This is a genomic window from Demetria terragena DSM 11295 (genome assembly GCF_000376825.1).
In the GTDB taxonomy this organism is placed as follows: Bacteria; Actinomycetota; Actinomycetes; order Actinomycetales; family Dermatophilaceae; genus Demetria; species Demetria terragena.
Window position 1 is genome coordinate 2088802 of sequence record NZ_AQXW01000004.1, and the last position, 22821, is coordinate 2111622.

19 protein-coding genes are annotated in these 22821 nt (G+C 65.4%); 8 read left to right on the plus strand and 11 right to left on the minus strand.

Translation table 11 applies throughout. The features are described 5' to 3' along the window. Positions 1-42: 42 nt before the first annotated feature. Positions 43-1761 (minus strand): acyl-CoA dehydrogenase family protein, encoded by a 1719-nt coding sequence (locus F562_RS0114360; protein ID WP_018157666.1) that lies wholly within the window; start codon positions 1759-1761, stop codon positions 43-45. Between the two features lie 188 nt (positions 1762-1949). Between F562_RS0114360 and F562_RS0114365 the strand changes: the two genes are divergently transcribed. Further along, a complete protein-coding gene (locus F562_RS0114365) occupies positions 1950-3089 on the plus strand; it encodes an LLM class flavin-dependent oxidoreductase (protein WP_018157667.1) in 1140 nt (379 codons plus the stop codon). Next, positions 3086-3733, plus strand: coding sequence for an FMN reductase (locus F562_RS0114370; RefSeq protein ID WP_018157668.1), 648 nt, complete (start codon positions 3086-3088; stop codon positions 3731-3733). The genes F562_RS0114365 and F562_RS0114370 overlap by 4 nt, the downstream gene beginning before the upstream one ends. Before the next feature lie 37 nt (positions 3734-3770). On the opposite strand, the gene F562_RS0114375 is transcribed toward F562_RS0114370, so the two are convergent. Next, positions 3771-4553, minus strand: coding sequence for a sugar isomerase domain-containing protein (locus tag F562_RS0114375; protein WP_018157669.1), 783 nt, complete (start codon positions 4551-4553; stop codon positions 3771-3773). 40 nt (positions 4554-4593) lie between these two features. Here F562_RS0114375 and F562_RS19400 point away from each other — a divergent pair, with 40 nt between their 5' ends. Next, complete coding sequence (locus tag F562_RS19400) at positions 4594-5523, plus strand: N-acetylglucosamine kinase (protein WP_018157670.1); 930 nt, start codon at positions 4594-4596, stop codon at positions 5521-5523. A gap of 4 nt (positions 5524-5527) precedes the next feature. Here F562_RS19400 and F562_RS0114385 read toward each other — a convergent pair whose 3' ends face one another. Together F562_RS0114385 and F562_RS0114390 are read right to left on the minus strand one after the other, a co-directional pair. Further along, the gene (locus F562_RS0114385) at positions 5528-6169 is read right to left on the minus strand and encodes an SIMPL domain-containing protein (protein ID WP_018157671.1); all 642 of its coding nucleotides are present in this window, start codon (positions 6167-6169) and stop codon (positions 5528-5530) included. A 38-nt stretch (positions 6170-6207) separates the two neighbouring features. Then, entirely contained in the window at positions 6208-6906 is a 699-nt protein-coding gene (locus F562_RS0114390; RefSeq protein ID WP_018157672.1) for a dienelactone hydrolase family protein, read from the minus strand. Between the two features lie 60 nt (positions 6907-6966). Between F562_RS0114390 and recC the strand changes: the two genes are divergently transcribed. Genes recC through recD form a run of 3 tightly spaced genes read left to right on the plus strand, consistent with a single transcriptional unit; the run spans position 6967 to position 15722 of the window. After that, positions 6967-10545 (plus strand): exodeoxyribonuclease V subunit gamma, encoded by a 3579-nt coding sequence (recC, locus tag F562_RS0114395; protein WP_018157673.1) that lies wholly within the window; start codon positions 6967-6969, stop codon positions 10543-10545. Between the two features lie 3 nt (positions 10546-10548). Further along, on the plus strand, positions 10549-13938 hold the full coding sequence (locus F562_RS0114400; protein WP_018157674.1) for a UvrD-helicase domain-containing protein: 3390 nt from the start codon (positions 10549-10551) through the stop codon (positions 13936-13938). Next, complete coding sequence (recD, locus tag F562_RS0114405) at positions 13935-15722, plus strand: exodeoxyribonuclease V subunit alpha (RefSeq protein WP_018157675.1); 1788 nt, start codon at positions 13935-13937, stop codon at positions 15720-15722. Before F562_RS0114400 ends, recD begins: the two co-directional genes overlap by 4 nt. A gap of 2 nt (positions 15723-15724) precedes the next feature. On the opposite strand, the gene F562_RS0114410 is transcribed toward recD, so the two are convergent. Beyond that, positions 15725-16576 carry a sialate O-acetylesterase gene (locus tag F562_RS0114410; protein ID WP_083915564.1) on the minus strand — a complete coding sequence of 284 codons (852 nt, stop codon included), beginning with the start codon at positions 16574-16576 and terminating at the stop codon, positions 15725-15727. 107 nt (positions 16577-16683) lie between these two features. Between F562_RS0114410 and F562_RS0114415 the strand changes: the two genes are divergently transcribed. After that, positions 16684-17736 carry an NAD(P)-dependent alcohol dehydrogenase gene (locus F562_RS0114415; protein ID WP_018157677.1) on the plus strand — a complete coding sequence of 351 codons (1053 nt, stop codon included), beginning with the start codon at positions 16684-16686 and terminating at the stop codon, positions 17734-17736. On the opposite strand, the gene F562_RS0114420 is transcribed toward F562_RS0114415, so the two are convergent. Both F562_RS0114420 and F562_RS0114425 read right to left on the minus strand, forming a co-directional pair. Then, positions 17724-19190, minus strand: a complete 1467-nt coding sequence (locus tag F562_RS0114420; RefSeq protein WP_026181298.1) for an insulinase family protein — start codon at positions 19188-19190, stop codon at positions 17724-17726. The genes F562_RS0114415 and F562_RS0114420 overlap by 13 nt on opposite strands. Before the next feature lie 62 nt (positions 19191-19252). After that, the gene (locus F562_RS0114425) at positions 19253-19702 is read right to left on the minus strand and encodes a MarR family winged helix-turn-helix transcriptional regulator (protein WP_018157678.1); all 450 of its coding nucleotides are present in this window, start codon (positions 19700-19702) and stop codon (positions 19253-19255) included. A gap of 91 nt (positions 19703-19793) precedes the next feature. On the opposite strand from F562_RS0114425, the gene F562_RS0114430 reads away from it, so the two are divergent. Beyond that, positions 19794-20339: a YceI family protein gene (locus F562_RS0114430; protein ID WP_018157679.1), complete on the plus strand. Its 546-nt coding sequence runs from the start codon at positions 19794-19796 to the stop codon at positions 20337-20339. Positions 20340-20408: 69 nt separating this feature from the next. On the opposite strand, the gene F562_RS0114435 is transcribed toward F562_RS0114430, so the two are convergent. From F562_RS0114435 to F562_RS0114450, 4 genes are all read right to left on the minus strand, one after another. After that, complete coding sequence (locus F562_RS0114435; RefSeq protein WP_018157680.1) at positions 20409-20768, minus strand: ArsR/SmtB family transcription factor; 360 nt, start codon at positions 20766-20768, stop codon at positions 20409-20411. Then, on the minus strand, positions 20765-21193 hold the full coding sequence (locus tag F562_RS0114440; protein ID WP_018157681.1) for an SRPBCC domain-containing protein: 429 nt from the start codon (positions 21191-21193) through the stop codon (positions 20765-20767). Before F562_RS0114440 ends, F562_RS0114435 begins: the two co-directional genes overlap by 4 nt. Before the next feature lie 62 nt (positions 21194-21255). Further along, the gene (locus F562_RS0114445; RefSeq protein ID WP_018157682.1) at positions 21256-22281 is read right to left on the minus strand and encodes an LLM class flavin-dependent oxidoreductase; all 1026 of its coding nucleotides are present in this window, start codon (positions 22279-22281) and stop codon (positions 21256-21258) included. 28 nt (positions 22282-22309) lie between these two features. Then, positions 22310-22795 carry a GNAT family N-acetyltransferase gene (locus F562_RS0114450; RefSeq protein ID WP_245553658.1) on the minus strand — a complete coding sequence of 162 codons (486 nt, stop codon included), beginning with the start codon at positions 22793-22795 and terminating at the stop codon, positions 22310-22312. Between the last annotated feature and the right edge of the window lie 26 nt (positions 22796-22821).

A 22821-nucleotide genomic window follows, 5' to 3' on the forward strand; every position in this document is an offset into this window, starting at 1 on the left:
TGCTCTACCGGCGTTGGTGGGGGTGGTTTCGACGCGGCGTTGTTAGGGGGTCATTTCGTATGCGCCCGACAGTTCCTCGACGCGCTGCCAGACGGCGGCGTCGCGCGCCTCGTCGACGGCGGGCTTGCGAATCTGTCGGATCGCCCAATCCTGTTGGGCTTCAGTGGAAGCCGCCTTTCCGTGCAAGCGGGTGGCGCGCTGGGAGAAGTCGCCAACAAGAACCCCGACAATGGCGTCGACCACCTGACGGTCGATGTCCTCGATGGCCGCCTGCTCCAGCATGAGGTGGGCATAGACCAGCAAGGTGAAGAGCTGGCCGAGCTCGAGGATGAAGTCCAGATCCTTCTGCTGGTCGTCCGTCAGGGGTGCAGTCTTGAGTAACTCGGCGAGCGCGTCGCCCTGCTCACGCAAGATTGCCACGTTGGGGAGGTCGGCGTACGGCTCGAACGCGGCATGCCAGTCGGCGAAGGTGATCTTGCCCAGACCACGAGCGGGACCCTGGTGGAACAAGAAATCGTCATTGGCTGGATCGACCCGCGTCGGGATTTCGGGCTGCTCCCGCGGCGACAGGAGATAGGCCGGCATGAACTTGAGGATGAGCGCGAGGTTCACGTGCACGGTCCCCTCCAGTTTGGCGGGCGCACCGATGTCGCGGCCAGCGTTGGCGAAGTACGTTTCCGCCTCAAAACCCTTGGCAGCAATGACATCCCACAGTCCGGCGACGACCGTCTCGGCCTCGCTGGTGACCTTCATTTTCGACACCGGGTTGTAGAGGAGGTAGCGGCGGTCATCCGCAGACGCGCTGCGCAGATAGTCAATGGCGCGCGAGGAATACAGCTTCATCGCGACGAGTCGAAGGTACGACTCGCTGAGGGTGCGGCGTACGTGCGGAAAGTCCGTCACCCGGTTGCCATAGAGAATTCTGTTGTGCGCGTGGGTGATTGCTTCGTACGTGCAGTGTTCGGCCATGCCGATCGAGGCAAAGCCGATGTTGAACTTGCCGACGTTGACCGTGTTGAGCGCCGCGTTGAACGCATCCTGACCGGTGTGCAGGATGTCGTCTGTGTGCACGGGGTAGTCCTCAAGCCGGAACTCGGAGACGAACTTCTGCCCGTCAACGGTGTTCTTCACGAGGTGGTATGCCTCGTGCTGGCTGTCCGCGGCGAAGAAGACGTAGCCATCCGGGCCCTCGACGTCGGACCGGCGGCCGAAAACCGACACCATGCGGGCGACGTTTCCGTTGCCGATGTAGTACTTACTGCCGGTCGCCGTGTAGCCACCGTCGCCGTCCGGCGTCAGGATCATGTCGGTCGAGTAGATGTCCGCGCCGTGCGAGCGCTCGGACAAGCCGAAGGCGAAGACTGCCCCGTCATCCAGCCATTGGGCCGCGCGTTTGCGGGCGGCTTCGTTGTCGCTCTGCCAGATCGGTCCGAGCCCCAAGATGGTGACCTGAAAGGCATACCAGTAGTCCAGGCCATAGAACGCGAGAACTTCACTCAGCGCTGAGATGCGCGCGGTGTCCCAGCGCTTAGCCGTGCTCCCGGCCGCATCCGTCGACGGCGTCAGCATGGCCGCGAACAAGCCCTCTTTTGCCGCGAAATCGAGGAAGTCAGCTGTCCAGGCGCGCTCGTGATAGTCCTGGAGCAACTTGCGCTTGCCGCGTGACTCGAACCAGTCGACGGTCGCCCGCAACAAGCGCGCGGTCTCGTCGTCGAACGGCTCGCCCTGGTAGGTCGGTGGGTGCAGCAGCGGATTCGGCACGGTGTCTCCTCGCGGTCGGCGTTGGCCCAAGCCTGCCCGTCCGAGCCGCACTCGTCACTGTTATCGGGCACAAGAGGGGTGAGGTGATGTGGTGCGCGAGCACACGTGCGGAACCTGGGGAATGAACGAGCGGGGTGCTGAGTTAAAGTAGTTGACATATCAACAACATGTCCGGAAGGATGAGTCTCATGCAGTTCGGCATTTTCTCCGTGGGAGACGTGACCCCCGACCCGACAACTGGACGTACCGCCAGCGAGGGCGAGCGCATCGACGCGATGACGCAGATCGCGCTCAAGGCCGAAGAGGTAGGGCTCGACGTCTTCGCGACCGGCGAACACCACAACCCGCCGTTCGTGGTGTCGTCTCCGACGACCCACCTGGGGTTCATCGCAGCCCAGACTGAGCGCATCCAGTTGTCGACCTCCACGACGCTCATCACCACGAACGACCCGGTGAAGATGGCCGAGGACTACTCCTTCCTGCAGCACCTGTCCAAGGGGCGAGTCGACCTGATGATGGGGCGCGGCAACACCGGTCCGGTCTACCCCTGGTTCGGTAAAGACATCCGTGACGGTCTTCCACTAGCGGTCGAGAACTACCACCTGCTGCGTCGCCTGTGGCGGGAGAAAGTCGTCAACTGGGAGGGCGAGTTCCGCACTCCTCTGCGCGGATTCACCCTCGCGCCCCAGCCGTTGGATGGCGTACCGCCCTTTGTCTGGCACGGCTCGATCCGCTCGACGGAGATTGCCGAGCAAGCGGCCTACTACGGCGACGGCTTCTTCCACAACAACATCTTCTGGAACCCAGAGCACACGGCGCAGATGGTGAACCTCTACCGTCGCCGGTTCGAGCACTATGGCCACGGCGGTGCCGATCAGGCCATCGTCGGTCTGGGTGGGCAAGCTTTCCTTGCCTCCAGTGAGGCGGAAGCGAAGAAGGCGTTCCGGCCCTACTTTGATGTGGCTCCGGTCTACGGCTACGGCCCGTCGATGGAGGAGTTCACGCGCACCACACCGCTGGTCGTCGGTACGCCGGAGATGCTGATCGAGCGCACTCTGCAGATCGGCGAAATGGTCGGTGACTACCAGCGCCAGATGTTCCTTATGGACCACGCGGGCCTGCCTCTCGAGGTCGTGCTGGAGCAGCTGGAAATCCTCGGTCGGGATGTGGTGCCGGTGTTGCGCAAGGAGTTCGAGAGCCGTCGGCCCTCCCACGTGCCGAGCGACCCGCCCAGCCACGCGTCGCTGGTCGCCGAAGGCGTCGAGTCCAAGCACCTGCTGGTGTCCCCGGCAGATGTCGCCACCGAATCACAAGGAGTTTCAGCATGACTCGCCGCATCGTCGCCCTGACTGCTGGCCTGTCAACACCATCGAGCACCCGACTGCTGACCGACCAGATCACGGACGCAACTCGCGCGGCGGTGAGCGCCCGTGGAGAGAATGCCAAGGTCGATGTCATCGAGTTGCGCGAACTCGCGACGGATCTCGCGCAGATGATGACCAGCGGCGGACGGCCATCGGAAGCCCTGGGTCGGGCCCGTGACCTCGTTGCGACGTCTGACGGAATAGTCGCAGTGACACCGGTATTCGCGGCAAGCTACAGCGGTCTGTTCAAGATGTTCATCGACTCCCTTGATCCTGAAACGATCGAAGGCAAGCCGGTTCTCATCGCGGCGACTGCCGGAACGCCGCGTCACTCGTTGGTGCTTGAGCACGCGATGCGCCCGCTGTTCAGCTATCTGCGCGCACTGGTCGTCCCCACGGCGGTGTTCGCTGCTACCGCGGACTTCGGTTCTGTGGGTAGCGAACTCGGGTCGCGGATCCACCGCGGGGCCGCCGAGCTCGCGGCGCAGGTGGTCGCTGAACCAACCGGTGTCGAGGGCTTCACCCCCGGTCCGGGCGACCGACGGCCCTCTCAGACCGACCAGGACGTGACGCCGTTCGCCGAACTCTTGCGCGGGCGTGGGCGTTGAGAGCCGCGTCAGAGTGGGTGCGACTTCTTGGTCGTGCTCACTCTGACGATGCGGACGCCGGCTGGGTCGTTCGGCGGATCCGTCCGTCGTAGCGGTCTTCCAGTGTGCGGTTGTGCTCATCGCCGCCGGGAACGTTTGCAGACATATAGATCGGCGGCGTCCCATCCGCCAGCAACCGGCGAACGACCTCGGCGGTAACCATCTGCGCCAGTAGCGCGGCGGTAATGGAGGAGACCGCGCACACGGCGCCGTCACCGGGCAGGTCCAGGACGGAGTCGCCGAACGGCGCGCCGTTGTCGAGCACTACGTCAGCGAGATCAGTCAAACGTTGACCGGACGGATGGCGTGACACCAGCGACTTAGACCCCCCCACCGAGGTGATCGCGATCAAGGGGTGGCCGTTCTCCTTAACCGTCTGAGCCATCTCGACGATGGAGCCGTTCACGCCCGAATTCGACGCAATAACAAAGGCATCCGCCGCATGGGGTGAGTTGAGCTCATAGATTCGGCGGGCCAGCCCGGACTCACGCTCGAGCGCCCCGTTGGTCAGGATTTCCGCCGGCTCGCCGCCGCGTAGCACCAAGTCACTCAGCAAGAGCCGGTTCGTGGCGACGAGACCGCCCGCTCGGCCGGACAACTCCATTGACAGCGCCTCCGAGTGACCGGTACCGAACGCCTGAATGACTCCACCGGCGCGTACGGCATCTGCAAGGAGCTGCGCGGCATCCTGGACCGGGCCTTCGGCCTGAGTCGCGACCTGGTCGAGCAACGATTTCAGCGTCGCGACGTAGGACACGGCGGATGGAGTTTGCTCGGTCATTGGTGATGCCTTTCAGTGGTTTCTGATCAATACTGAGCACGTGACCTCGTTGAGCGTAGCGCTGGACCTCGTGATTGGCGCCGACCTCGGCGGATCCAACACCCGGGTTGCGGTGGCGGATCGGTCAGGTCAGGTGCTCGGCCGAGCGCAGGGACCTGGCGGCAATCCGCTCTCCCATGCTGGGAGTGCCGCAACGACCTTCGGCAAGGTGCTGCGTGAGGCGCTCGCCGGATTGGACCCGGCGCGAGTGCGTCTTGGTGTGATCGGGCTAGCCGGGGGTAGCGCGTTGAGCGATCCGGCAACTCACCATGCCTTTGAAAAGGCTTGGCGCAGTGCCGAATTGGCTGCGCCGTGGCATACCTGCTCCGACCTAGAGGTCGCCTATAGCGCCGCCTCCACGGAGTCCGACGGAGCAGTACTGGTTGTCGGCACCGGATCAGCCGCGGCACAGGTGAGCGGACACCAGGTGCGTGTGGCGATCGGAGGGCACGGTTGGCTCATCGGCGACGACGGCTCGGGATTCTGGATCGGTCGACAGGCGGCAAGGGCGACCGTTCATGCGATGGAGTCCGGCGAGCAGGTCACCGGGCTGGCGGCGGCCGTACGCGATCACGTCGGGGCGAGCGACGACCCGCACGAGTTCATCCGGATCGTGATGGGCAAGCCACCGGTCGCGCTAGCGGAACTGTCCCGACTGGTGGCACAGGCGCATGCCTCCGGTGACCCAATAGCCCAGCGCATCCATGTCGAGGCGACCTCGTGCGTACTGGATCTGTGGTCGCGCTTCGTCGATATAGCGCCGCTCACGACTGGCGGCGTCGTGGCGTTCGCCGGGTCGATTACCCGGCCCGTGCATCCGGTCGGAGCCGCCCTCCGAGCCGCCCTCACCAATGATGGCTGGGTCGTGCGTGACAGCGTCGATCCGGTACTCGGCGCGGTGCGTCGAGCCATCGCTCTGACGCAGGACTAAAGGCTCAGGCGGTGGCGAAAACCGCGTGCACGTCAGCGCGTACCTCAACGTCCTCGGGCGCTAAGGCGATACCGTCGCCGTTGGGCTCGACCGCAGACATCCGCATCATCGTCGCGCCCGCGGCATGATGACCGGGCGCGGGGTCCACGACACGGGTGAAGTGCACCTGACCAAAGCCGGCGGCTCGGGCAATGGCTTCGGCCCGCATGCGAGCCGAAGCCACGGCCCGTCCGATGACCTCATCCTCCAATTGGCGGCGCGTCTCCGTCGTCAGAGCCCACTCGACGCCCTGCACGGTGACGCCCGGCTCGCCACCGAAGTTGTCTACGAAACCCGAAAGGGCTTTCCAGTCAACGAACTTCACGAGAACTACGGCATTGGCGGAATGCCGTTGAGGCATCACCTCGCCGTTCTGATTAAACGGCCGCCACGACTGGGTCGTGATCGGCTGCACGGCTGACCACGTCGTCGGCGACGGTACGCGTCCCTTGAAGTCATCGATGGCCGCTTGCACCCGCCGCACGAGCGTGGTGGTCTCCGTGAGCGCCTTGCCCTTGTCTCCCGTTTCGAAACCCAGCCGAAGCGTCAAGGTGGCTCGCTCCGGCCGGCGGGCGATTACGCTGCTGCCGTCTACCTCAATTTCCATGTCTCGCAGTATGTGTCATTCAGACGAGCTGAGGTCGATTAGGTGAGGTTCGTCGCCAGCCAGGCGCGGGTTCGATCCCATGCCTGCTCGCTCGCCGCCGGGTGGTGCAGCGCGGGAAGGTCGGAGTTGTCGAAGGCATGGTCCGCGCCGGGGTAGGTGTGGAAGGTCGTGGTGGGTCCACCGACAGCGCGCTCAATCTGAGCGACCGTGTCGGCGTCGATAAAGGAGTCCGCGAGACCGAAGTGATGCAGGCTCGGCACGGTCACGCGGGGTGCGAGGTCAAGCAAACTAGGAAGCGCCGATCCGTAGTAACTGACGAGTGCATCGACGGATTCGACTGCCGCGACGTTGAATCCGAGGCCACCACCGAAGCAGAACCCGACGATTCCGACGCCGCCGGAGACATGCTCGTCGGCGCGCAGTGTGCGTACGGCGGCGGCTCCGTCGGCGACGGCCTGATCCCAGTCGAGGCGGTGCAGCGTTGCCATTCCGTCCTGGAGCGCGGTCTCGCCCTCGAAGGCGGTGTCGATGTCGAGCCCGTCGAGACGCCAGTAGATCGCGGGGGCAAGGACGACGTACCCGTCGGCGGCGAGTTGTTGGGCTCGCCGCTGCACATAGGCGCTGACGCCAAAGATCTCCTGGAGGAGCACGATGCCCGGCCCACGTCCCGATGGCGGTAGCCAGCGGTACGCCACCATCTCGCCAGAATCAGTCAGGACAGCAACGCGCTCAGCCATAGACTCAGTATGGACGCCGGTCGAGACGACGTTGTCCGAGCCTGGACATAGAGTCCACCCGTGGCCCTTCTTCTCCACCACGCCCCGCGCACCGACGTGCTCGCTGACGAGCTCGCCGGTCTGCTGGCGCAGCCCGTGGACGACCCATTCACCGAAGAAGTCGTTGTCGTTCCGGCACGTGGTGTGGAGCGCTGGCTGACGCAGCGCTTGTCACATCGGCTGGGCACCTCCCGCGGGGATGACGGGGTGTGCGCGGGCGTGCGTTTTCTGACCCCGGGTTCCTTGGTCAGCCTGCTCCTGCGGCGCGATCGCGACGACCCATGGGATCCGGACCGACTGGTGTGGCCGGTTCTGGCGGCGATTGACGCCTCCCTGGGTCAGGACTGGGCCGCGCCGTTGGCTCATCACCTCGGCCGGGCGGACGCGTCCGAGCAGGAAGTTCCGACGGGTCGCCGCTACTCGCTGGCGCGCCGCCTTGCGGGCCTGTTCGCGAGTTATGGTGCCCAGCGTCCGCAGGTGCTCACTGACTGGGCGGCGGGCAAGGACAGCGATGGTGCGAGTCAGCCGCTACCCGACGACCTGGCTTGGCAGCCTCCGCTGTGGCGTGAGGTCATCGCGCGGGTCGATGCCCCGCCGCCGGACCAGCGGCTGGCCGCCACGGTCGGTCGCTTGCGTGCGGGTGACCACACCCTGGAGCTTCCGGGGCGGCTGTCCCTTTTTGGGCATACCCGCGCGACTGGTCCTGATGTTGAGTTGCTGATTGCGCTGGGCCAACACCGTGACGTGCATTGGTGGCTGCCGCAGCCGTCCCCTGCATTGTGGGCGGCGCTGGACGAGGTCGCGGCGGAGGGGCCTGTGCGCCGCGTGGACGACCGTAGTGCCGAGCGCGCCGAGCATCTGTTGTTGTCGTCCTTGGGCCGGGATGCTCGCGAACTGCGGCGCACCCTCGGGCCTACGCCGGTCGAGCGACCTATGCCGGTCGAGCGACCTATGCCGGTCGAGCGACGTACGCCGGTCGAGCGACGTACGCCGGTCGAGCTTGTCGAGACCAAGCCGCAGGGTCTCGACTCGCCCTCGGCTGGCGCCTCGGGCGGCTCGACCGGCGTGGGGGTGCAGGGTCTCGACTCGCCCTCGGCCGGCGTGGGGGTGCAGGGTCTCGACTCGCCCTCGACCGGCGTGGGGGTGCAGGGTCTCGACTCGCCACCGGCTAGGGCATCTCTGCTGCGTCATCTGCAGGACGACATCCGTGCTAATCATGAGCCGACGGACGCTGACCGGGCCGCCCGACCTTGGGGCGCCGAGGACCGCTCGCTTCAGGTGCACGCCTGTCATGGGCCAACCCGGCAAGTGGAGGTGCTGCGCGAAGTGCTCGTCGGGCTCCTGCAGGACAACCCGACCTTGGAGCCGCGGGACATCCTGGTGATGTGCCCCGACATTGAGACCTATGCCCCGCTGATCCAGGCGACGTTCGGCCTGCATGACATCGACTTGTCGGCGCCCGGGCAGGCCCGCCGCGTAGGTCACCCAGGGCACGAGTTGCGCGTACGCCTCGCCGACCGCGCTCTCACCAGCACCAATCCGCTGCTCAGCCTGACCACTCGGCTCGTGACCCTTGCCACCAGCCGAGTGACCGCAAGCGAGGTGCTCGACCTGGCCTCACTGCCTGCCGTACGCCGCCGGTTCGGTCTCGATGTCGATGACCTCGAGACCTTCACCGGCTGGATTGAGCAGGCGGCTGTGCGGTGGGGGCTGGACGAGCAGCACCGGGAGGAGTTTCACCTCGGGTGGCTGCGCGACAACACCTGGGCGTTCGGACTGGATCGGTTGCTGCTGGGTGTGGCGCGGGCCGACGGCCCCCAACATGACGTTGGCGGGGTGCTCCCGATCGACGACGTGGGCTCGACCGCGATCGAGTCGGCGGGTGCGCTCGCGGAATTGGTCGATCGGCTCGCCACCGCCCTCACTCAGATGCGGGAAGCCCAGTCCCCCGGTGCATGGGCTGACATCCTGACTAACTCAGTGCGTGCCCTGGCGGACGTACCGCCCGACGATGCCTGGCAACTCACCCAACTCGACCGCGAGCTGCGTGCCGTGGTCGAAGCCGCCGATCCTGACACCGTGCTGCACCTCAGCGATGTGCGGCGCATGCTCGAGCGCAACCTCGGCGGTCGCCCGACACGGTCCAACTTCCGGACCGGAATGCTCACCGTGTGCACGATGACGCCGATGCGGTCGGTGCCGCACCGGGTGGTGTGCTTGGTGGGGCTCGATGATGGAGTTTTCCCCCGGATGTCCGGTGTCGACGGTGACGACGTGCTGCAACGCGACCCGATGACCGGCGAGCGTGACCGACGCAGCGAGGACCGGCAGTTATTGCTGGATGCCGTGTTGGCAGCCACCGAAACGTTGGTCCTCACGTATTCCGGTGCGGACGAGCACACTGGCGAACCCCGGCCTCCCGCCGTGCCGCTCGGTGAGTTGGTTGATGCAGCGCGTCGCACGGTCGAGGTCCCGGCTGACCGCGATGTCGTGACCCGGCACCCGCTGCAGTCCCATGACCCGCGAAATCTGATGCCGCGACAGCTTGGCACCGCGACACCGTTCAGCTTTGATCCGGCTGCGGTCGCCGGTGCGCGTGCTGGCCTCGCACCGAGGCCGGTCAGCCCGACTCTCCTCGACCAGCGACTGGAGTCCAGGCCTCCGGCGGATGTGAGCCTTGAGGCGCTGATGAGGTTCTTCGACAACCCGGCCCGCGGATTCTTGCGCGATCGTCTCGACGTGACCGTCGTGCGCGAAGAGGATGAGTTGGACGATGCTGTACCCGTTGAGGTGGAGCGCGGACTAGGGACCTGGGCGGTTGGTGACCGGATGCTGCGCGACGCACTCGCCGGAATCCCCCTGCCAGAAGTGCTGACCCGTGAACTCCAACGCGGACTGTTGCCTCCAGCGGCCTTGTCGGCGCAGGCGTTGACCCAGGTGAAGCCTGCCGTCGCGTCACTCCTGAGTGCAGCAGACAGCCTTCGCCAGGGCACGCCCCGGTCGATCGACCTGCGCCTGCAGCTGGGAGAGGACCGGGTTCTCACCGGCACGCTCAGCCCAGTCTTCGCCACCGGTCATGTCGTCGTGACCTATTCCTCGGTACGCGCCAAGCAGCGACTCCGCGGCTGGATCACCGCCCTGGCGCTCGCCGCCGCGGGCGTGGAGGAGTCGTCTCGAGTCGCCCATGTGATCGGCAAGGACCGGTCCTCGGCGGCCACGTACACCTTTGGGCCGGTCGACACCGAACGCGCCCGACGCTGGCTCGGCGAGTTGGTCGACCTCTACGACCGCGGGATGCGCGAGCCGTTGCCCTTTGCGCCCGCGACCTCGCTCGCGGCAGCTGAGGTGCTGGTGCGCGGTCAGCGCAGCAGCGACAAGGACGCGATTACCCGTGCCCGCGCAGAGTGGGAGGGCCGGGGCGACTTCCCCGGAGAGAACGCCGATGCCGCCGTGACTTGGGTTCATGGACCGAGGCGTTCGATCGAGGTGTTCACCGGCGAGACACTGCCCGATGAGGCGTGGAGCAAGTCGACGACCCGCCTCGGGCAGTACGCCACCCGGGTTTTCGGACCGATGCTCACCCACGGTCGAGAGGGGTGAACCATGGACATTTTCGACATTCGTGATCCGCTGCCGACCGGTACGCTCATGCTCGAGGCCAGTGCCGGAACGGGCAAGACCTGGACCATCGGGGCGCTCGTCGCCCGATTCGTCGCAGAGGGCGCGGCCACGTTGGACGAGCTGCTCGTGGTGACCTTCAGCAGGGCAGCCACGCAGGAGTTGCGCGATCGCGTCCGCACCCAGTTACTAGCCGCCGAAAATGCCCTGCGAGACCCAACATCCGCTGACCGTTCTGATGCGCTCCTCGACCATCTCCTCGACGCTGATCCCGACGAGATCGAGCGGCGGCGTTGGCGAATCCGCCGGGCGCTGTCGTCCTTCGATGACGCGACGATCGCCACCATCCATCAGTTCTGTCAGCTCGTCCTGCGCGGCCTCGGTGTCGCAGGCGACACTGACGCCGATGCCACGTTGGTCGAGAACCTCGACGAACTGGTGGTTGAGGTGGTCGATGACACCTACCTGCGCGGGTTTGGGCGGGTCGATGGGCCGCCGGCATTCGACCGGGAGACCGCGCTGTCCATCGCGCGTCATGCGGTGAATGACCCGCAGGCATTGCTGCTTCCTGAAGCCGACCCGGCGACAGTTCCCGGACGACGGTCGGGGTTTGCAAAGGTCGTGCGTCAGGAGGTCGAACGGCGGAAGCGTCTGCAGGGCGTGCTCAGCTTCGACGATCTACTAGCGCGCGTGGCGGACGCGCTCGAACCTGTGGAATCCCCTGCGCGACACCGACTTCGGCGCCGGTGGAGGGTTGTTCTGGTCGATGAGTTCCAAGACACCGACCCGGTGCAGTGGCAAGTTTTCGATCGGGCGTTCTCTGGACACAGCACTCTGGTGTTGATCGGTGATCCGAAGCAGGCTGTCTATGGCTTCCGCGGCGGCGACGTGGTGACTTATCTCGCCGCGCAGCGCACTGCCGACGACCGGCGTACCCTCGCCCGAAACTGGCGCGCCGATGCACCTTTGGTGCAAGCACAACAGGCGGTGTTGAGAGGCGTGGCGCTCGGTGACGATGAGATCGTCGTGCGCGACGTGCAGGCTCAACACCAGGGCAGCCGTCTGACGGGCCTCCCGCCTGGTCGCGAGGCACCGTGGCGAGTACGCGTGGTTCCGCTCGCGGTGGCGGGTCAGACCGAGAAGTCGACGATGGTGGTGGGGGTGTCGCGCCCGTACATCGCTCAAGACGTCGCGGCCGACATCGCCGTGCTTCTCAGTTCGGGCGCACACTTTGACGGCCGCCCCCTCGACGCGGGCGATATCGCGGTGCTGGCGCGCACCGGCGCGCAGTTGCGAATGGTGCACGAAGCGCTTGCTGGGGTCGGCATTCCGGCAGTGCTCGCGAGCACCGAGAGCGTGCTCGGGACACCGGCTGGTCGAGATTGGCTCACGGTCCTGGAGGCGATGTCGGCACCGCATCGCACGGGGCTCGTGCGCGCCGCGGCCTTGACCCCACTCATCGGCTTGGACGTTCCCGCGCTCGACGCCGACCCTGACGCCACCACTGACCAGACCGCAGCGCTCACCCGGCGATGGGCTGAACTCTTCGCGCTGCGCGGCATTCCCGCCGTGCTGGAGGCAGCGATCACCGGGGGACTATCCGAGCGGGTGCTGGCGCATGTCGGTGGCGAGCGCCTTCTCACTGACCTGCGCCATGTCGCAGAGGTGCTTCACGAGACGACTCTCGACAAGGGCATGGGCTTGTCCGCGTTGACGGCCTGGTTGCGTCGCCAGGTGTCCGGTGACGATTTCGGCACCGTGAACCCACGGTCGCGGCGTCTCGATAGCGACGCGCATGCCGTGCAGTTGGCGACCATTCACAAAAGCAAGGGCCTGCAGTTTCCGGTGGTCTACCTGCCTTTTGTCGCTGACGAATTTGTCTCCCGGGTGCCCAACCCGGCGCGCTTCCATGGCGGGCAGGAGGGCATCACTCGCTGTCTCGATATCGGTGGCGACCCCGCTCGTGAGCACATTGAGCGGGCCAAGGCTGAAGACGACGGCGAGCGCCTGCGGCTGTTTTATGTCGGCCTCACCCGTGCCCAATCACAGGTCATCACGCACTGGGCGCCGACCACTAACGCCAACCACGCCCCGCTGCACCGGTTGCTGGTCGGGCGCGAGCCGGGTGAGACCGCGGTGCCGGGCTCCCCGTCGGTGCCGACCGAGGTGCGCGTCCGCGAACGGCTGCAAGCCTGGACCGAGGCGGGTGGGCCGGTGTGGGAGGAGGCCGATCATCAGCCGGAGGTTCCAGCATCAGCGCCTGCGGCGACGCCCGACTTGGCGGTACGCCGGTGGACTCGGCATGTCGACCAGGACTGGAAGCGCACGTCCTACACCGCGTTGAGCGTGGCGCAGGACGCAGCGCCCGGGGTGTCGAGCGAGCCGGAGAGCCCCGTCAAGGAGGACGAGCCGCCGGTGCCAGAGGTCGCTGAGGTGCCGGGCACGCTGCCGCTCGGCGGACTCGACGTTCCCTCACCGATGGCGAATCTTCCGGTCGGTGCAACGTTTGGTTCGTTGGTGCACGCGGTGTTGGAGGAAGCTGACCCACAGGCGCAGGATCTGCGTGCTGAGTTGCTCGGCAAGATCCGCGAGGAGGTCGTGCGCTGGCCGGTGGCTGACCTCGACCAGACTGAGTTGGCCGATGCGCTTGTGGAGGTATGCCAGACCCCCCTCGGCCCGCTTGCGTCCGACGCCCGACTGGTCGATATCGGACGACGAGATCGCCTGTGCGAGATGGATTTTGAACTTCCCCTCGCGGGAGGCGACCAACGGCCCTCGCCGGCCGGGAAATCTTCGCCGTCCGGGTTCTCTTCGCCGGTCGGGTTCTCTTCGCCGGTCGAGCTTGTCGAGACCCAGCTCGTCCTGGGCGACATCGCCCCGCTGCTGCGTGCTCACCTGCCCAAGGGCGACCCGCTCCTGGCCTATGCGGCTGCGTTGGACTCGCCCGAGTTGGGAGAGCAGCCGTTGCGCGGTTACCTCACGGGGTCGGTCGATGTGGTCCTGCGGGTGGGGGAGCGCTATCTCGTGGTCGACTACAAAACCAATTGGCTTGGCCCACCGGACGTTCCGCTGACGGCGGCCGCGTACTCGCCCGACCAACTCGCCGCCGCGATGGGGCACTCCACCTACCCGCTACAGGCGCTGCTGTATGCCGTAGTTCTGCACCGCTTCCTGCGGTGGCGACTCGCGACCTATGACCCAGAGCAGCATCTTGGCGGTGTGCTCTATCTCTACCTTCGCGGTATGTGTGGCCCGGACACCCCGCGGGTCGACGGGCACCCCACCGGCGTCTTTTCTTGGCACCCACCCGTGGCGCTGGTGGAGGAGTTGTCCGACCTCCTGGATGGAAGAATCGCTGATGGTGGTGCTTCATGACCGACGATCAGAATCCTGAAAGTGTCACGGGGGCAAGGCTTTTCGAGCCGACCTCCGCCCACGACCATCGGCTGGCGCTGCGTGCGCGGGGTTCACTGCAGGTCGCCAATGAGCATGGGTTGATCACCGCGGCCGCGGTCCATGTCGCACAGCGCATTAGCCAGATTGCGGGTGAGGAAGACGACTTGGCCACGCTTGCGCTGGCCCTCACCACCCATGCCGTGACGAGCGGATCCACCTGCCTGGATCTAGCGAGAGTTCGGGACGATCGCGTGCCGTTGGAGTGGCCAAACCCGGAAGACTATGAGCGCTTGCTTCTGGCGAGCCGGCTCGCCACGACCGGTGTGATTCAGGTTGAGGACGGACTGGTCTATCTCGATCGCTATGTCGAGCAGGAGACCCAGGTCGCCCGGGATCTGGTGGCCCGCATGGATGCAGTCGCGGCTGACGAATCCGTGCTCGAAGCGGGACTAGATCGGCTGTTCGGTGCGAATGACCCGGAGCAGCGCGCCGCATCAACTGCGGCCGTACGCCAACGCACCACCGTGCTCACCGGTGGGCCAGGCACGGGTAAGACCACCACCGTCGCTCGGCTCCTCGCTCTCCTGGTCGAGCAGGCCGAGAGCCGCCCGGATGGCCGGCGGCCGCGCATCGGGTTGACCGCTCCCACGGCTCGTGCCGCCGCGCAGATGCGCGACGCCATTGAGGCGGCCCGGGTTCACCTCCCTGAGGTGGATCGCCCACGGGTCAACAACGTGGAGGCCCTGACCATTCACCGCCTTCTGGGGTGGAAGCCGGGCACGAACCCGCGTACTGCGAGCAGGTTTCGCCACGACCGAACGAACCATCTGCCGCACGACATCGTCGTGGTCGATGAGGCCTCGATGGTGTCGCTGACGATGATGGCGCGTCTGCTCGAGGCCCTGCGCCCGGACGCTCAGCTGGTCGTGGTCGGCGACCCTGATCAGCTCGCCTCCGTCGACGCTGGCGCGGTCTTGGCAGACTTGGTGGCAGGGCTCGAGGCGCGCCAGGCGGAGACGAGCGTGCTCGCTCGCCTGACGCATACCTACCGGTTTGGTGGTGGAATCGGCGAGTTGGCCCAGGCGATCCGTGATGGCGATGCAGACCGGGCGATCGCCGTGATCGAGAAGTCGCACGAGCTCGAGTTGGTGCCCGGCTCCACGGCCCTGCGGGGACGACTGGTGCGTACGGCCCTGGAGTTGCGCAAGCACGCGCTCGAGGGCAACGGCGTGGCGGCATTGGACGTTCTTGGTGAGCATCGCCTGTTGTGCGCTCATCGATCGGGCCCGTTCGGCGCCGCGCACTGGAACCGTCAGGTCGAGACCTGGGTCGCAGAAGAGACCGGCGAAATCCACTGGAGTGCAATGTATCCGGGCCGTCCACTGCTGATCATCAGCAACGACTACGCCAACGCGCTGCACAACGGAGACACCGGAGTCGTGGTCCGGGATTCCGGCGGCGCCTTGCGTGCGGAACTCGACACCACCGACGGCCGGCGCGTGCTGCCGACCTCGCGGCTCAGCGAGGTCGACACCATGCACGCCATGACCGTCCACAAGGCGCAAGGCAGCCAGGCAACCCACGTCACGATGGTGTTGCCCGAGGCTGACTCCCCGTTGCTGACGCGAGAACTGCTCTACACCGGGGTGACTCGCGCACGGCAGTCTGTGACGATCGTGGGATCCCCTGACACCGTGCGCGCAGCGATCGAGCAGCGCAGTCAGCGTGCGAGTGGGCTAGCCCGTCGCCTCGGCAGTGACTGAGGTCAGAGTGCGTGTTGCTTGGCCCAGATTTTCGCTAGAGCAACCCCGCCACGCGCGAACGAGTCGGCGCTGTAGTGGGTGCCGTCGCCGCGGTGCGCGGGGTTGGGGGACCACAGGTCGTTGATGATGCTTCCCTTGCCGAGCGTTGTCACCTCTTTGTTGAAGAGCGCGGTCTCGCGCTTGCGCTCCGGGCTGCTCGTGTAGCGCGACCAGGTGGGGTTGAGATGGACGACCGTCGCGTGCATTTTCTTGGCCTCTGGGACCCCGGCGCGCACCATGTTGTGCAGACCGCGGAAGCGGCTGCCATAGCGGTAGGCGTCGCCGTCGATGACGTCTTGCTCGCCTTGGATCCAGACCATGTCAAGCACGCGCACGCTGGACACGGTGGGGTCGGCCAGGAGCTTGGCGATCGCGGCATTCAAGTGCTTGACAGCAGCCTTCATGTGCGTGCTCTTCCACTGGGCCGTGGAGGTGCTTCCGACGCTGTACTTGAACAGCGCGATGGTCCGCGCCCCGGACGAGTAGGCCGGGCGGGTGGTGTAGAGATGGTGCACAGCGGCTTCGCCGAACCCGATCTTGGTTGGTTTCAGGGTCGACCAGGTCAGCGCGGCGCTATTGGCCGAGACGAAGCGAACCTGGGGTAGCGGGGTTAAGAACTGCTTGTACGCAGCCGTGAGCTTGGCAGCGTTGTCACCGCCAGCGTTGCTCTGGCCGAGATTGAGAAAGAGATCGACGGGGCGGGCCGTGGGGGCGGCGCCGCGCGCGGAACCCTGGGTCGCGCTGGTCAGGAAGGCGGCGGAGGCGAGACCGGCTGTCGACACGAGTGCCGATCGACGAGATATAGGTGAGTGCATGCACCTATATTAGAGAACAGCGTTCACATGTGTCGATAAAGACCGCTTAATGGTCCCAAGCAGACCGCGAAGTATGTCGTCCGGCGCAGCAGACGTACGGTGGATTCATGCCGAAAACCACAGCAGCACTAGTCATCCCCGCATCAGGCGTTCCGTTCGAGCAGAGCACGATTGAGCGCCGTGACTTGCGCGATGACGACATCAGCATCGACATTCGATACGCCGGGATCTGTCACAGCGACATCCACACGGCGCGGGAGGAGTGGGGCCCAGCGCGATTCCCACTCGTCCCCGGGCACGAAATCGCCGGTGTGGTGGCAGAGGTCGGGCCGTCAGTCACCCGCTTCAAGGTCGGCGATCGGGTCGGGGTCGGGTGCATGGTCGACTCCTGTGGCGAGTGTGCGATGTGCAAGGACGGCGAGGAGCAGTTCTGCGAGCGCGGCGCCGTCATGACCTACGGCTCGATCGGCTATGACGATGAGGTGACGTACGGCGGCTATTCGCAGTCGGTCGTGGTCTCGGAGCGCTTCACCTGCCGGATCCCTGAGGAACTCGAGTTCGAGCACGCCGCGCCGCTCCTGTGCGCTGGCATCACGACCTATGCGCCGTTGGTGCGCTGGGGCGCCGGGCCGGGCAAGAAGGTTGCCGTTGTCGGTATGGGCGGGCTCGGTCACGTCGGCGTGAAGATCGCCGCCGCGATGGGCGCCGAGGTGACCGTGCTGTCGCGCTCACTCGCTAAATCTGAGGACGCTCGGACGTATGGCGCGACGCACCACTATTCGACCGCTGAGGAGTCGACCTTCGAGGAACTCGCCGGTCGCTTTGACGTGATCCTCAATACGGTCAGCGCCGACCTACCGATGGGTGACTACCTCGGATTGCTTCGCCCGTTTGGTGCGATCGTCAACGTTGGATTGCCCCCAAGCTCATACGAGTTCGCGCCTGGGGCAGTGGTGGGCCGGAGTCGAGTGCTCGCGGGTTCGATGATCGGCGGCATCGCGGATACGCAAGCCATGCTCGATTTCTGTGCCAAGCACGGTGTCGGCGCGGAGGTTGAAGTCATCACGGCAGATGAGGTGATGACGGCGTACGACAAGGTCGTTGCGGGTGACGTGCGCTATCGCTACGTCATTGACACCTCGACGATTCAGCCGAAGTAGCCCAGCCACAGGTCGGTGTCGGCGAAGCGAACGTCGGCGGTGCACGCGTCGAGTTGGGCCAGCATTTTGTCGCCACGGCGGAAATCACGTCCGCGGAGACCGAAACTGAAGCCATCGGCGAAGACGACCATCCGGGTGTCACCTTCATGTGCGACGCCGACAACCTCCGACCATGCCGCTCGACGCATCTCACCTCCATGGCGCATCGCGATCGTGTCACCGGTGAGAGCGACCGCCAGGCGGCGAGGTAACAGCCGAGACCGTCGACGCAGGAATATCTCACCATCAGTGGGGAATTCGTCGGCGCTTTGGATTCGACGACCGTCGAACGGAAGGTCGTCGAACTGCTCGGCGTCGTCAGCCTCCCAGACCTCCAACGGCAGGTGCACCAGCATGGTGTCTTGGGCCATCGCGATGGCGCGATTCCACTCCTCGCCCTGCACCTGGGCCATCTCTGCCTCAATCCGCGTCGAATGATGCCGTGCGGGGAGGTCTCGCGTCAGACGTCCAGCCTCCTCGACCATGACGTCGAACGCAGCCGTGGAGTCTTCGAGTCGGTGCCTGAGCTGCGACCTCACGTGGTCGACCTCGGCTTCAGTCGGCGGCTCGGTGACAAGACGTTGCACCTCGCGCCGAAGGGCCCGGGCGACCTCGGGAGCACGCTCTTCGGCGAAGTCGGCGCCAATGGCCGTCAGCCCGTGCCCATGGAGCGCCATGGTGTGGTCTTCGATCTGATAACTCAAGGCATCTCGCATGCGCAAGGTGTCGAAAGCGCGCTCGGTCACGAGCATGCCGAGCGCCTCGCTTGACTCCGGAGTGAGGAAGGAGATCGTCACCTCATCTTCTGAATAACCGCGTACGGCGCCTGGCGTCGTCGAGGAGAGAAAGGGCGCGTCGTCGGCACGGTTGGGGCGTCCGTCTGGCACGGGCACCCGTACGTCATCTGCGGGTTCGCCCGTCAGCACGAGGACGCACCCGTCCTTGCGCACTAACCGGCCGGTTAGCTCGGTCACAGCCTGGGCTGAGACCCCGCCTAGGTCCGGCTCCGGGGCAGAGGTGAGGCCGGCGCCGCGATAACCACACCGAGCACGCAACGCTTCGGCGAGTGCTGGTGGGCCGTAGGTTCCGCTCTCGATCCCAATGACCTTGGCTTCGTGGGCGATGCGCGATGTGTCCGGAGCGTGGAGGTGGAGCGCGACATCCTCAATGAACTGCAGCACATCGGCACGGTCACCGGAGGCGACGAAGGATGAATGGTGGATATCGACGTTGGCGTTGTAATTGATAGGACGTCGCCCGATCTGAGCCATCACCAAATGCTCGATGAGGTGCGTGATGCCCGAGGTTGTGAAGGTCTCGTCAGATGCCCCCATGCCAACGACCAGGCCTGCGCTAAAGGGACCGGGTGCGTCCTCCCAGAGTGTGACGACGCCATCGGCCAGGGTCTGCTGCATGCGCTGACTCTATGGCTTACGTGGTGAGGCGTCCTGCGAATTTGCCATCACCACAGGGCAGTTCAACCCTCTAGCCGTTCAGTCACGCGGGCGGTCACGCCGTCAAGGGTGGCGAGTTCTTCGTCGGTGAGGCCAGCGAAGAAGGACGCTCGGACACTGTCGACATGATCCGGTGCGGCCTTGTCCATGACGGTTTGACCGGCCGCAGTGATGCGCAGGTAGGCGCCGCGCTTGTCTTCCGAGCAGTTCTCCCGCTCTACAAGGCCGCGCTGTTCCATGCGCTTGATGTGGTGTGACAGCCGGGATCGATCCCACTGCACGATGTGTGCGAGTTCGCTCATGCGCAGGCGTCCATCGGGTGCGTCGGTGAGGCCAACCAGGATCGCGTAGTCGGGGAGGCTGAGGCCGTGCGGCTGCAGACGGCGGCCTAGTTCGACGGTGAGGAGGGTGTGGGCGCGCAGCCATTGCCGCCAGATGCGTTGCTCGTCGTCGTGCAGCCACTCAGTGTGCATAGGTTCACTCTACCCGATAGTTGACACGTCATGTAGAGCGAGTACTGTTGTAGTTGACAGATCAACCACACGCTTCAGGAAGGTCCTCCCCATGACCGCCACGCTTCAGTCCCTCACCGGCACCTACGTCATCGACCCGTCGCACTCGCAGGTGGGCTTTGTGGCCCGGCACGCCATGGTGACCAAGGTGCGCGGTGCTTTCGATGAATTCGAAGGCAAGGCAGTGGTCGACGGTGACATCTCCACCCTGCAGACCGAGCTCACCATTCAGACTGCGAGCATCAACACGCGTAACGCTGACCGCGACGGGCACCTGCGTACCGGCGACTTCCTGGAGGCCGAGGCTTACCCGACCATCACCTTCCGCTCGACCGGCGCGTCGGTCGAAGGTGACACCTTGAACGTCACGGGTGACCTCACCATCAAGGACGTCACCAAGCAGATCACCGTGCCGTTTGAGTTCGGTGGCGCAGCCCAGGACCCGTTCGGCAACGAGCGCGTGGGCTTCGAAGGTTCGACCGTCATCGTCCGCAGTGACTTTGGGATCAACTTCAACGCTGCCCTGGAGACTGGTGGCGTGTTGGTCAGCGACAAGATCACGCTGGAGTTTGAAATCTCGGCCATCAAGCAGGCCTGACCCGCGTTCATTAGCCATCGACTAGCGGCAAATGCTGGGTGTGTCTGTACGACGACCCGGTATTTGCCGCTAGTCGATGTGTCGCATGCCCGCCCGGGTTGCTTCGGCGGCGCGTTTGAGAGCTCCGAGTTGACGCTCCCAGTCATCGGCTCGAGCCAAGAGCCAGGTGGCGGTGTCGCGCAATGGCTCGGGGCTCACTTCGTACAGCACCTCGCGACCAGCGCGTCGTGAGGTGACGAGTTCTGCATCGGCCAGAACGCGAAGGTGCTTCATCACTCCTTGTCGGGTGATGTCGAGCTCGGTGGCCACTTCACCCGCATTCATCCCGGCACTTGCGGAGAGCACTTCCAGGATGGTGCGGCGGGTGGGGTCGGCGAGACACGTCAGGATCTCGGCCTGATCGCCCCCGTTGCGCGCAGACCGGCTCATCCCTCGAGGTGCTGTCGAGCCGCGGCCAGTTCCTGGTCCCAGCCCTGCGAGTTCTCTGCCTGCGTTTTAGTGCCCTTGGCCGCGTCGGCGTACGCCGCGAAGCCGGACTCAACCACAGTCACCAAAACCCCAGCATCGGTCTCGGCGAGCGTCATGTCGATGCGCGTACGGTCGCTGGCTGGATTGTCGGATTCGCCCGAACCCCATTCGTACGAAACGCTTTTCGGCTCATCGCTGCCCAGCGTGCGGATAGGGAAGTCGGCGCCCTTCCAGTGCAGTGTCGTGACGTCGCCATCTGTGGATGACTCGTGCTCGATGATCTCGCCGTCATTGATCCACCAGCCCGGCGTAGAGATCAATTGCCACACGGTGGTGAGTGGCGCGTTGATGGTGATCTCGCGCTTGATGGTGTCGGGGGTGCTCATGTGAACTCCTTGGTCGATGTGTAACTCCAGAGTTGCACATCGGAGCTGTGGTGTGCAACCCGTTAGTTGCTATTCGCCGTTTCGGAGAAGTAGGCATCCGCGAGCAGTTGGAACGACCGCACGCGCATCGCGGGGTCATAGGTATACGTCGTCACGATGAGTTCATCGACGCCCAAGTCAGCCTGGATCGCCTCCAACTCGCGGACCACGGTTGCGGGAGAGCCAACCGCGCGGACCGCCTGGAAGGCATCGACAAAACGCGCGACGTCGGGCCCGATCGTGGCATCAATGTCCTCAACCGGCGGCTGCAGTTTGACACGCTGCCCGGTCCGAATCCCTGCGGCCATCTGCTGGGCCGTCGTGAAGAGGAAGCGGGCTTCCTCGTCGGTCGGCGCGACCAGCACGTTGACCCCGGCGACGGCGTACGACGCGCTCACCTGAGCCGTCACCGCCTCGGCGTTGAAGCGCTCGCGATAGAGGCGCAGGGCCTGGTGGCGCGCGTCCGGGGCGAAGTGTGAGGCGAACGCATAGGGCAGTCCTAGGTGGGCGGCAACTGCGGCGCCGTCGAGGCTAGAACCAAGCATCCACAAGGGAACTCGCGTGCCCTGGCCGGGCAGTGCCTTGACTTCGGCGCGGCCGCGAGCGTCATCGCGCGGGCCAAGATAGCGCCACAGGTCAAGCACGTCTTCCAGGAAGGTATCGGTCGTCGAGGCGCCACGGCGTAGCGCGGCCGCCGTCATCGGGTCGGTCCCCGGCGCGCGACCGAGGCCAAGGTCGATGCGGTCGCCATACATCTCGGCAAGCGTGCCGTAGTACTCAGCGACCATCAACGGGCTGTGGTTGGGCAGCATCACCCCACCGGATCCCAGTCTGATGCGCTTGGTGTGCTCAGCGGCGCGTCCGATCAACAATGAGGTCGCGGACGAGGCAAAGGCTGGCGAGTTGTGATGCTCGGCGTACCAATAGCGCTCGTAACCAAGCTCGTCAGCACGCTTCACCATGTCCAGGGACTGGTCGAGCGCGGCGCCAATCTCGGTGCCGGAGGGGACAGGGACGAGGTCGAGAATCGACAGCGGTACGCGGGTCACACCAGGTGCAGCGCTCGCCAGCTAGCGGCTATTCCTGACGCAGATCGAGGAACATGATGTGCAACCCGACGTCACCGTGGGTCGGCGATCGGAAGGCGCCTGGAACCGTACCGATGATCTCGAAGCCACGGTCCTGCCAGAGGTGCACAGCCGAACTATTGGTCTCGACAACCGCGTTAAACTGGATTCCGAGATAGCCGCGTTCCCGGTGCCAAGCGATGACGAAGTCTGCGAGTTGGCGACCGATCCCGGCGCCGCGAGCGTTCGAGTCCACCATGAACGACGCCGTCCCGATGTGCGCTCCGGCGGCTGGTCGGTTCGGACCCATCTTCGCGCTGCCGAGCACCCGTGCCCCATCGCACGCCACCACACAATGCCCCGGCGGCTCCTCCAGCCACAGGGCCCATCGCCTGCTCTGATGACATGTCGATCGGATAGGCGTAGGTCTCCTGCGCCTGCACGGTGTCGCGAAAGAACGGCCAGATCGCGGGCCAGTCGGCAGGGGCTGCGGCACGAATGGTCAGCGGGGCGGGCATGGTC

Coding starts and splice junctions, on each gene's coding strand:
- F562_RS0114365 (WP_018157667.1), top strand. CDS start 1,950: ATGCAGTTCGGCATTTTCTCCGTGGGAGACGTGACCCCCGACCCGACA.
- F562_RS0114370 (WP_018157668.1), top strand. CDS start 3,086: ATGACTCGCCGCATCGTCGCCCTGACTGCTGGCCTGTCAACACCATCG.
- F562_RS0114375 (WP_018157669.1), bottom strand. CDS start 4,553: ATGACCGAGCAAACTCCATCCGCCGTGTCCTACGTCGCGACGCTGAAA.
- F562_RS0114385 (WP_018157671.1), bottom strand. CDS start 6,169: ATGGAAATTGAGGTAGACGGCAGCAGCGTAATCGCCCGCCGGCCGGAG.
- F562_RS0114390 (WP_018157672.1), bottom strand. CDS start 6,906: ATGGCTGAGCGCGTTGCTGTCCTGACTGATTCTGGCGAGATGGTGGCG.
- F562_RS0114400 (WP_018157674.1), top strand. CDS start 10,549: ATGGACATTTTCGACATTCGTGATCCGCTGCCGACCGGTACGCTCATG.
- recD (WP_018157675.1), top strand. CDS start 13,935: ATGACCGACGATCAGAATCCTGAAAGTGTCACGGGGGCAAGGCTTTTC.
- F562_RS0114410 (WP_083915564.1), bottom strand. CDS start 16,576: ATGCACTCACCTATATCTCGTCGATCGGCACTCGTGTCGACAGCCGGT.
- F562_RS0114415 (WP_018157677.1), top strand. CDS start 16,684: ATGCCGAAAACCACAGCAGCACTAGTCATCCCCGCATCAGGCGTTCCG.
- F562_RS0114420 (WP_026181298.1), bottom strand. CDS start 19,190: ATGCAGCAGACCCTGGCCGATGGCGTCGTCACACTCTGGGAGGACGCA.
- F562_RS0114425 (WP_018157678.1), bottom strand. CDS start 19,702: ATGCACACTGAGTGGCTGCACGACGACGAGCAACGCATCTGGCGGCAA.
- F562_RS0114430 (WP_018157679.1), top strand. CDS start 19,794: ATGACCGCCACGCTTCAGTCCCTCACCGGCACCTACGTCATCGACCCG.
- F562_RS0114435 (WP_018157680.1), bottom strand. CDS start 20,768: ATGAGCCGGTCTGCGCGCAACGGGGGCGATCAGGCCGAGATCCTGACG.
- F562_RS0114440 (WP_018157681.1), bottom strand. CDS start 21,193: ATGAGCACCCCCGACACCATCAAGCGCGAGATCACCATCAACGCGCCA.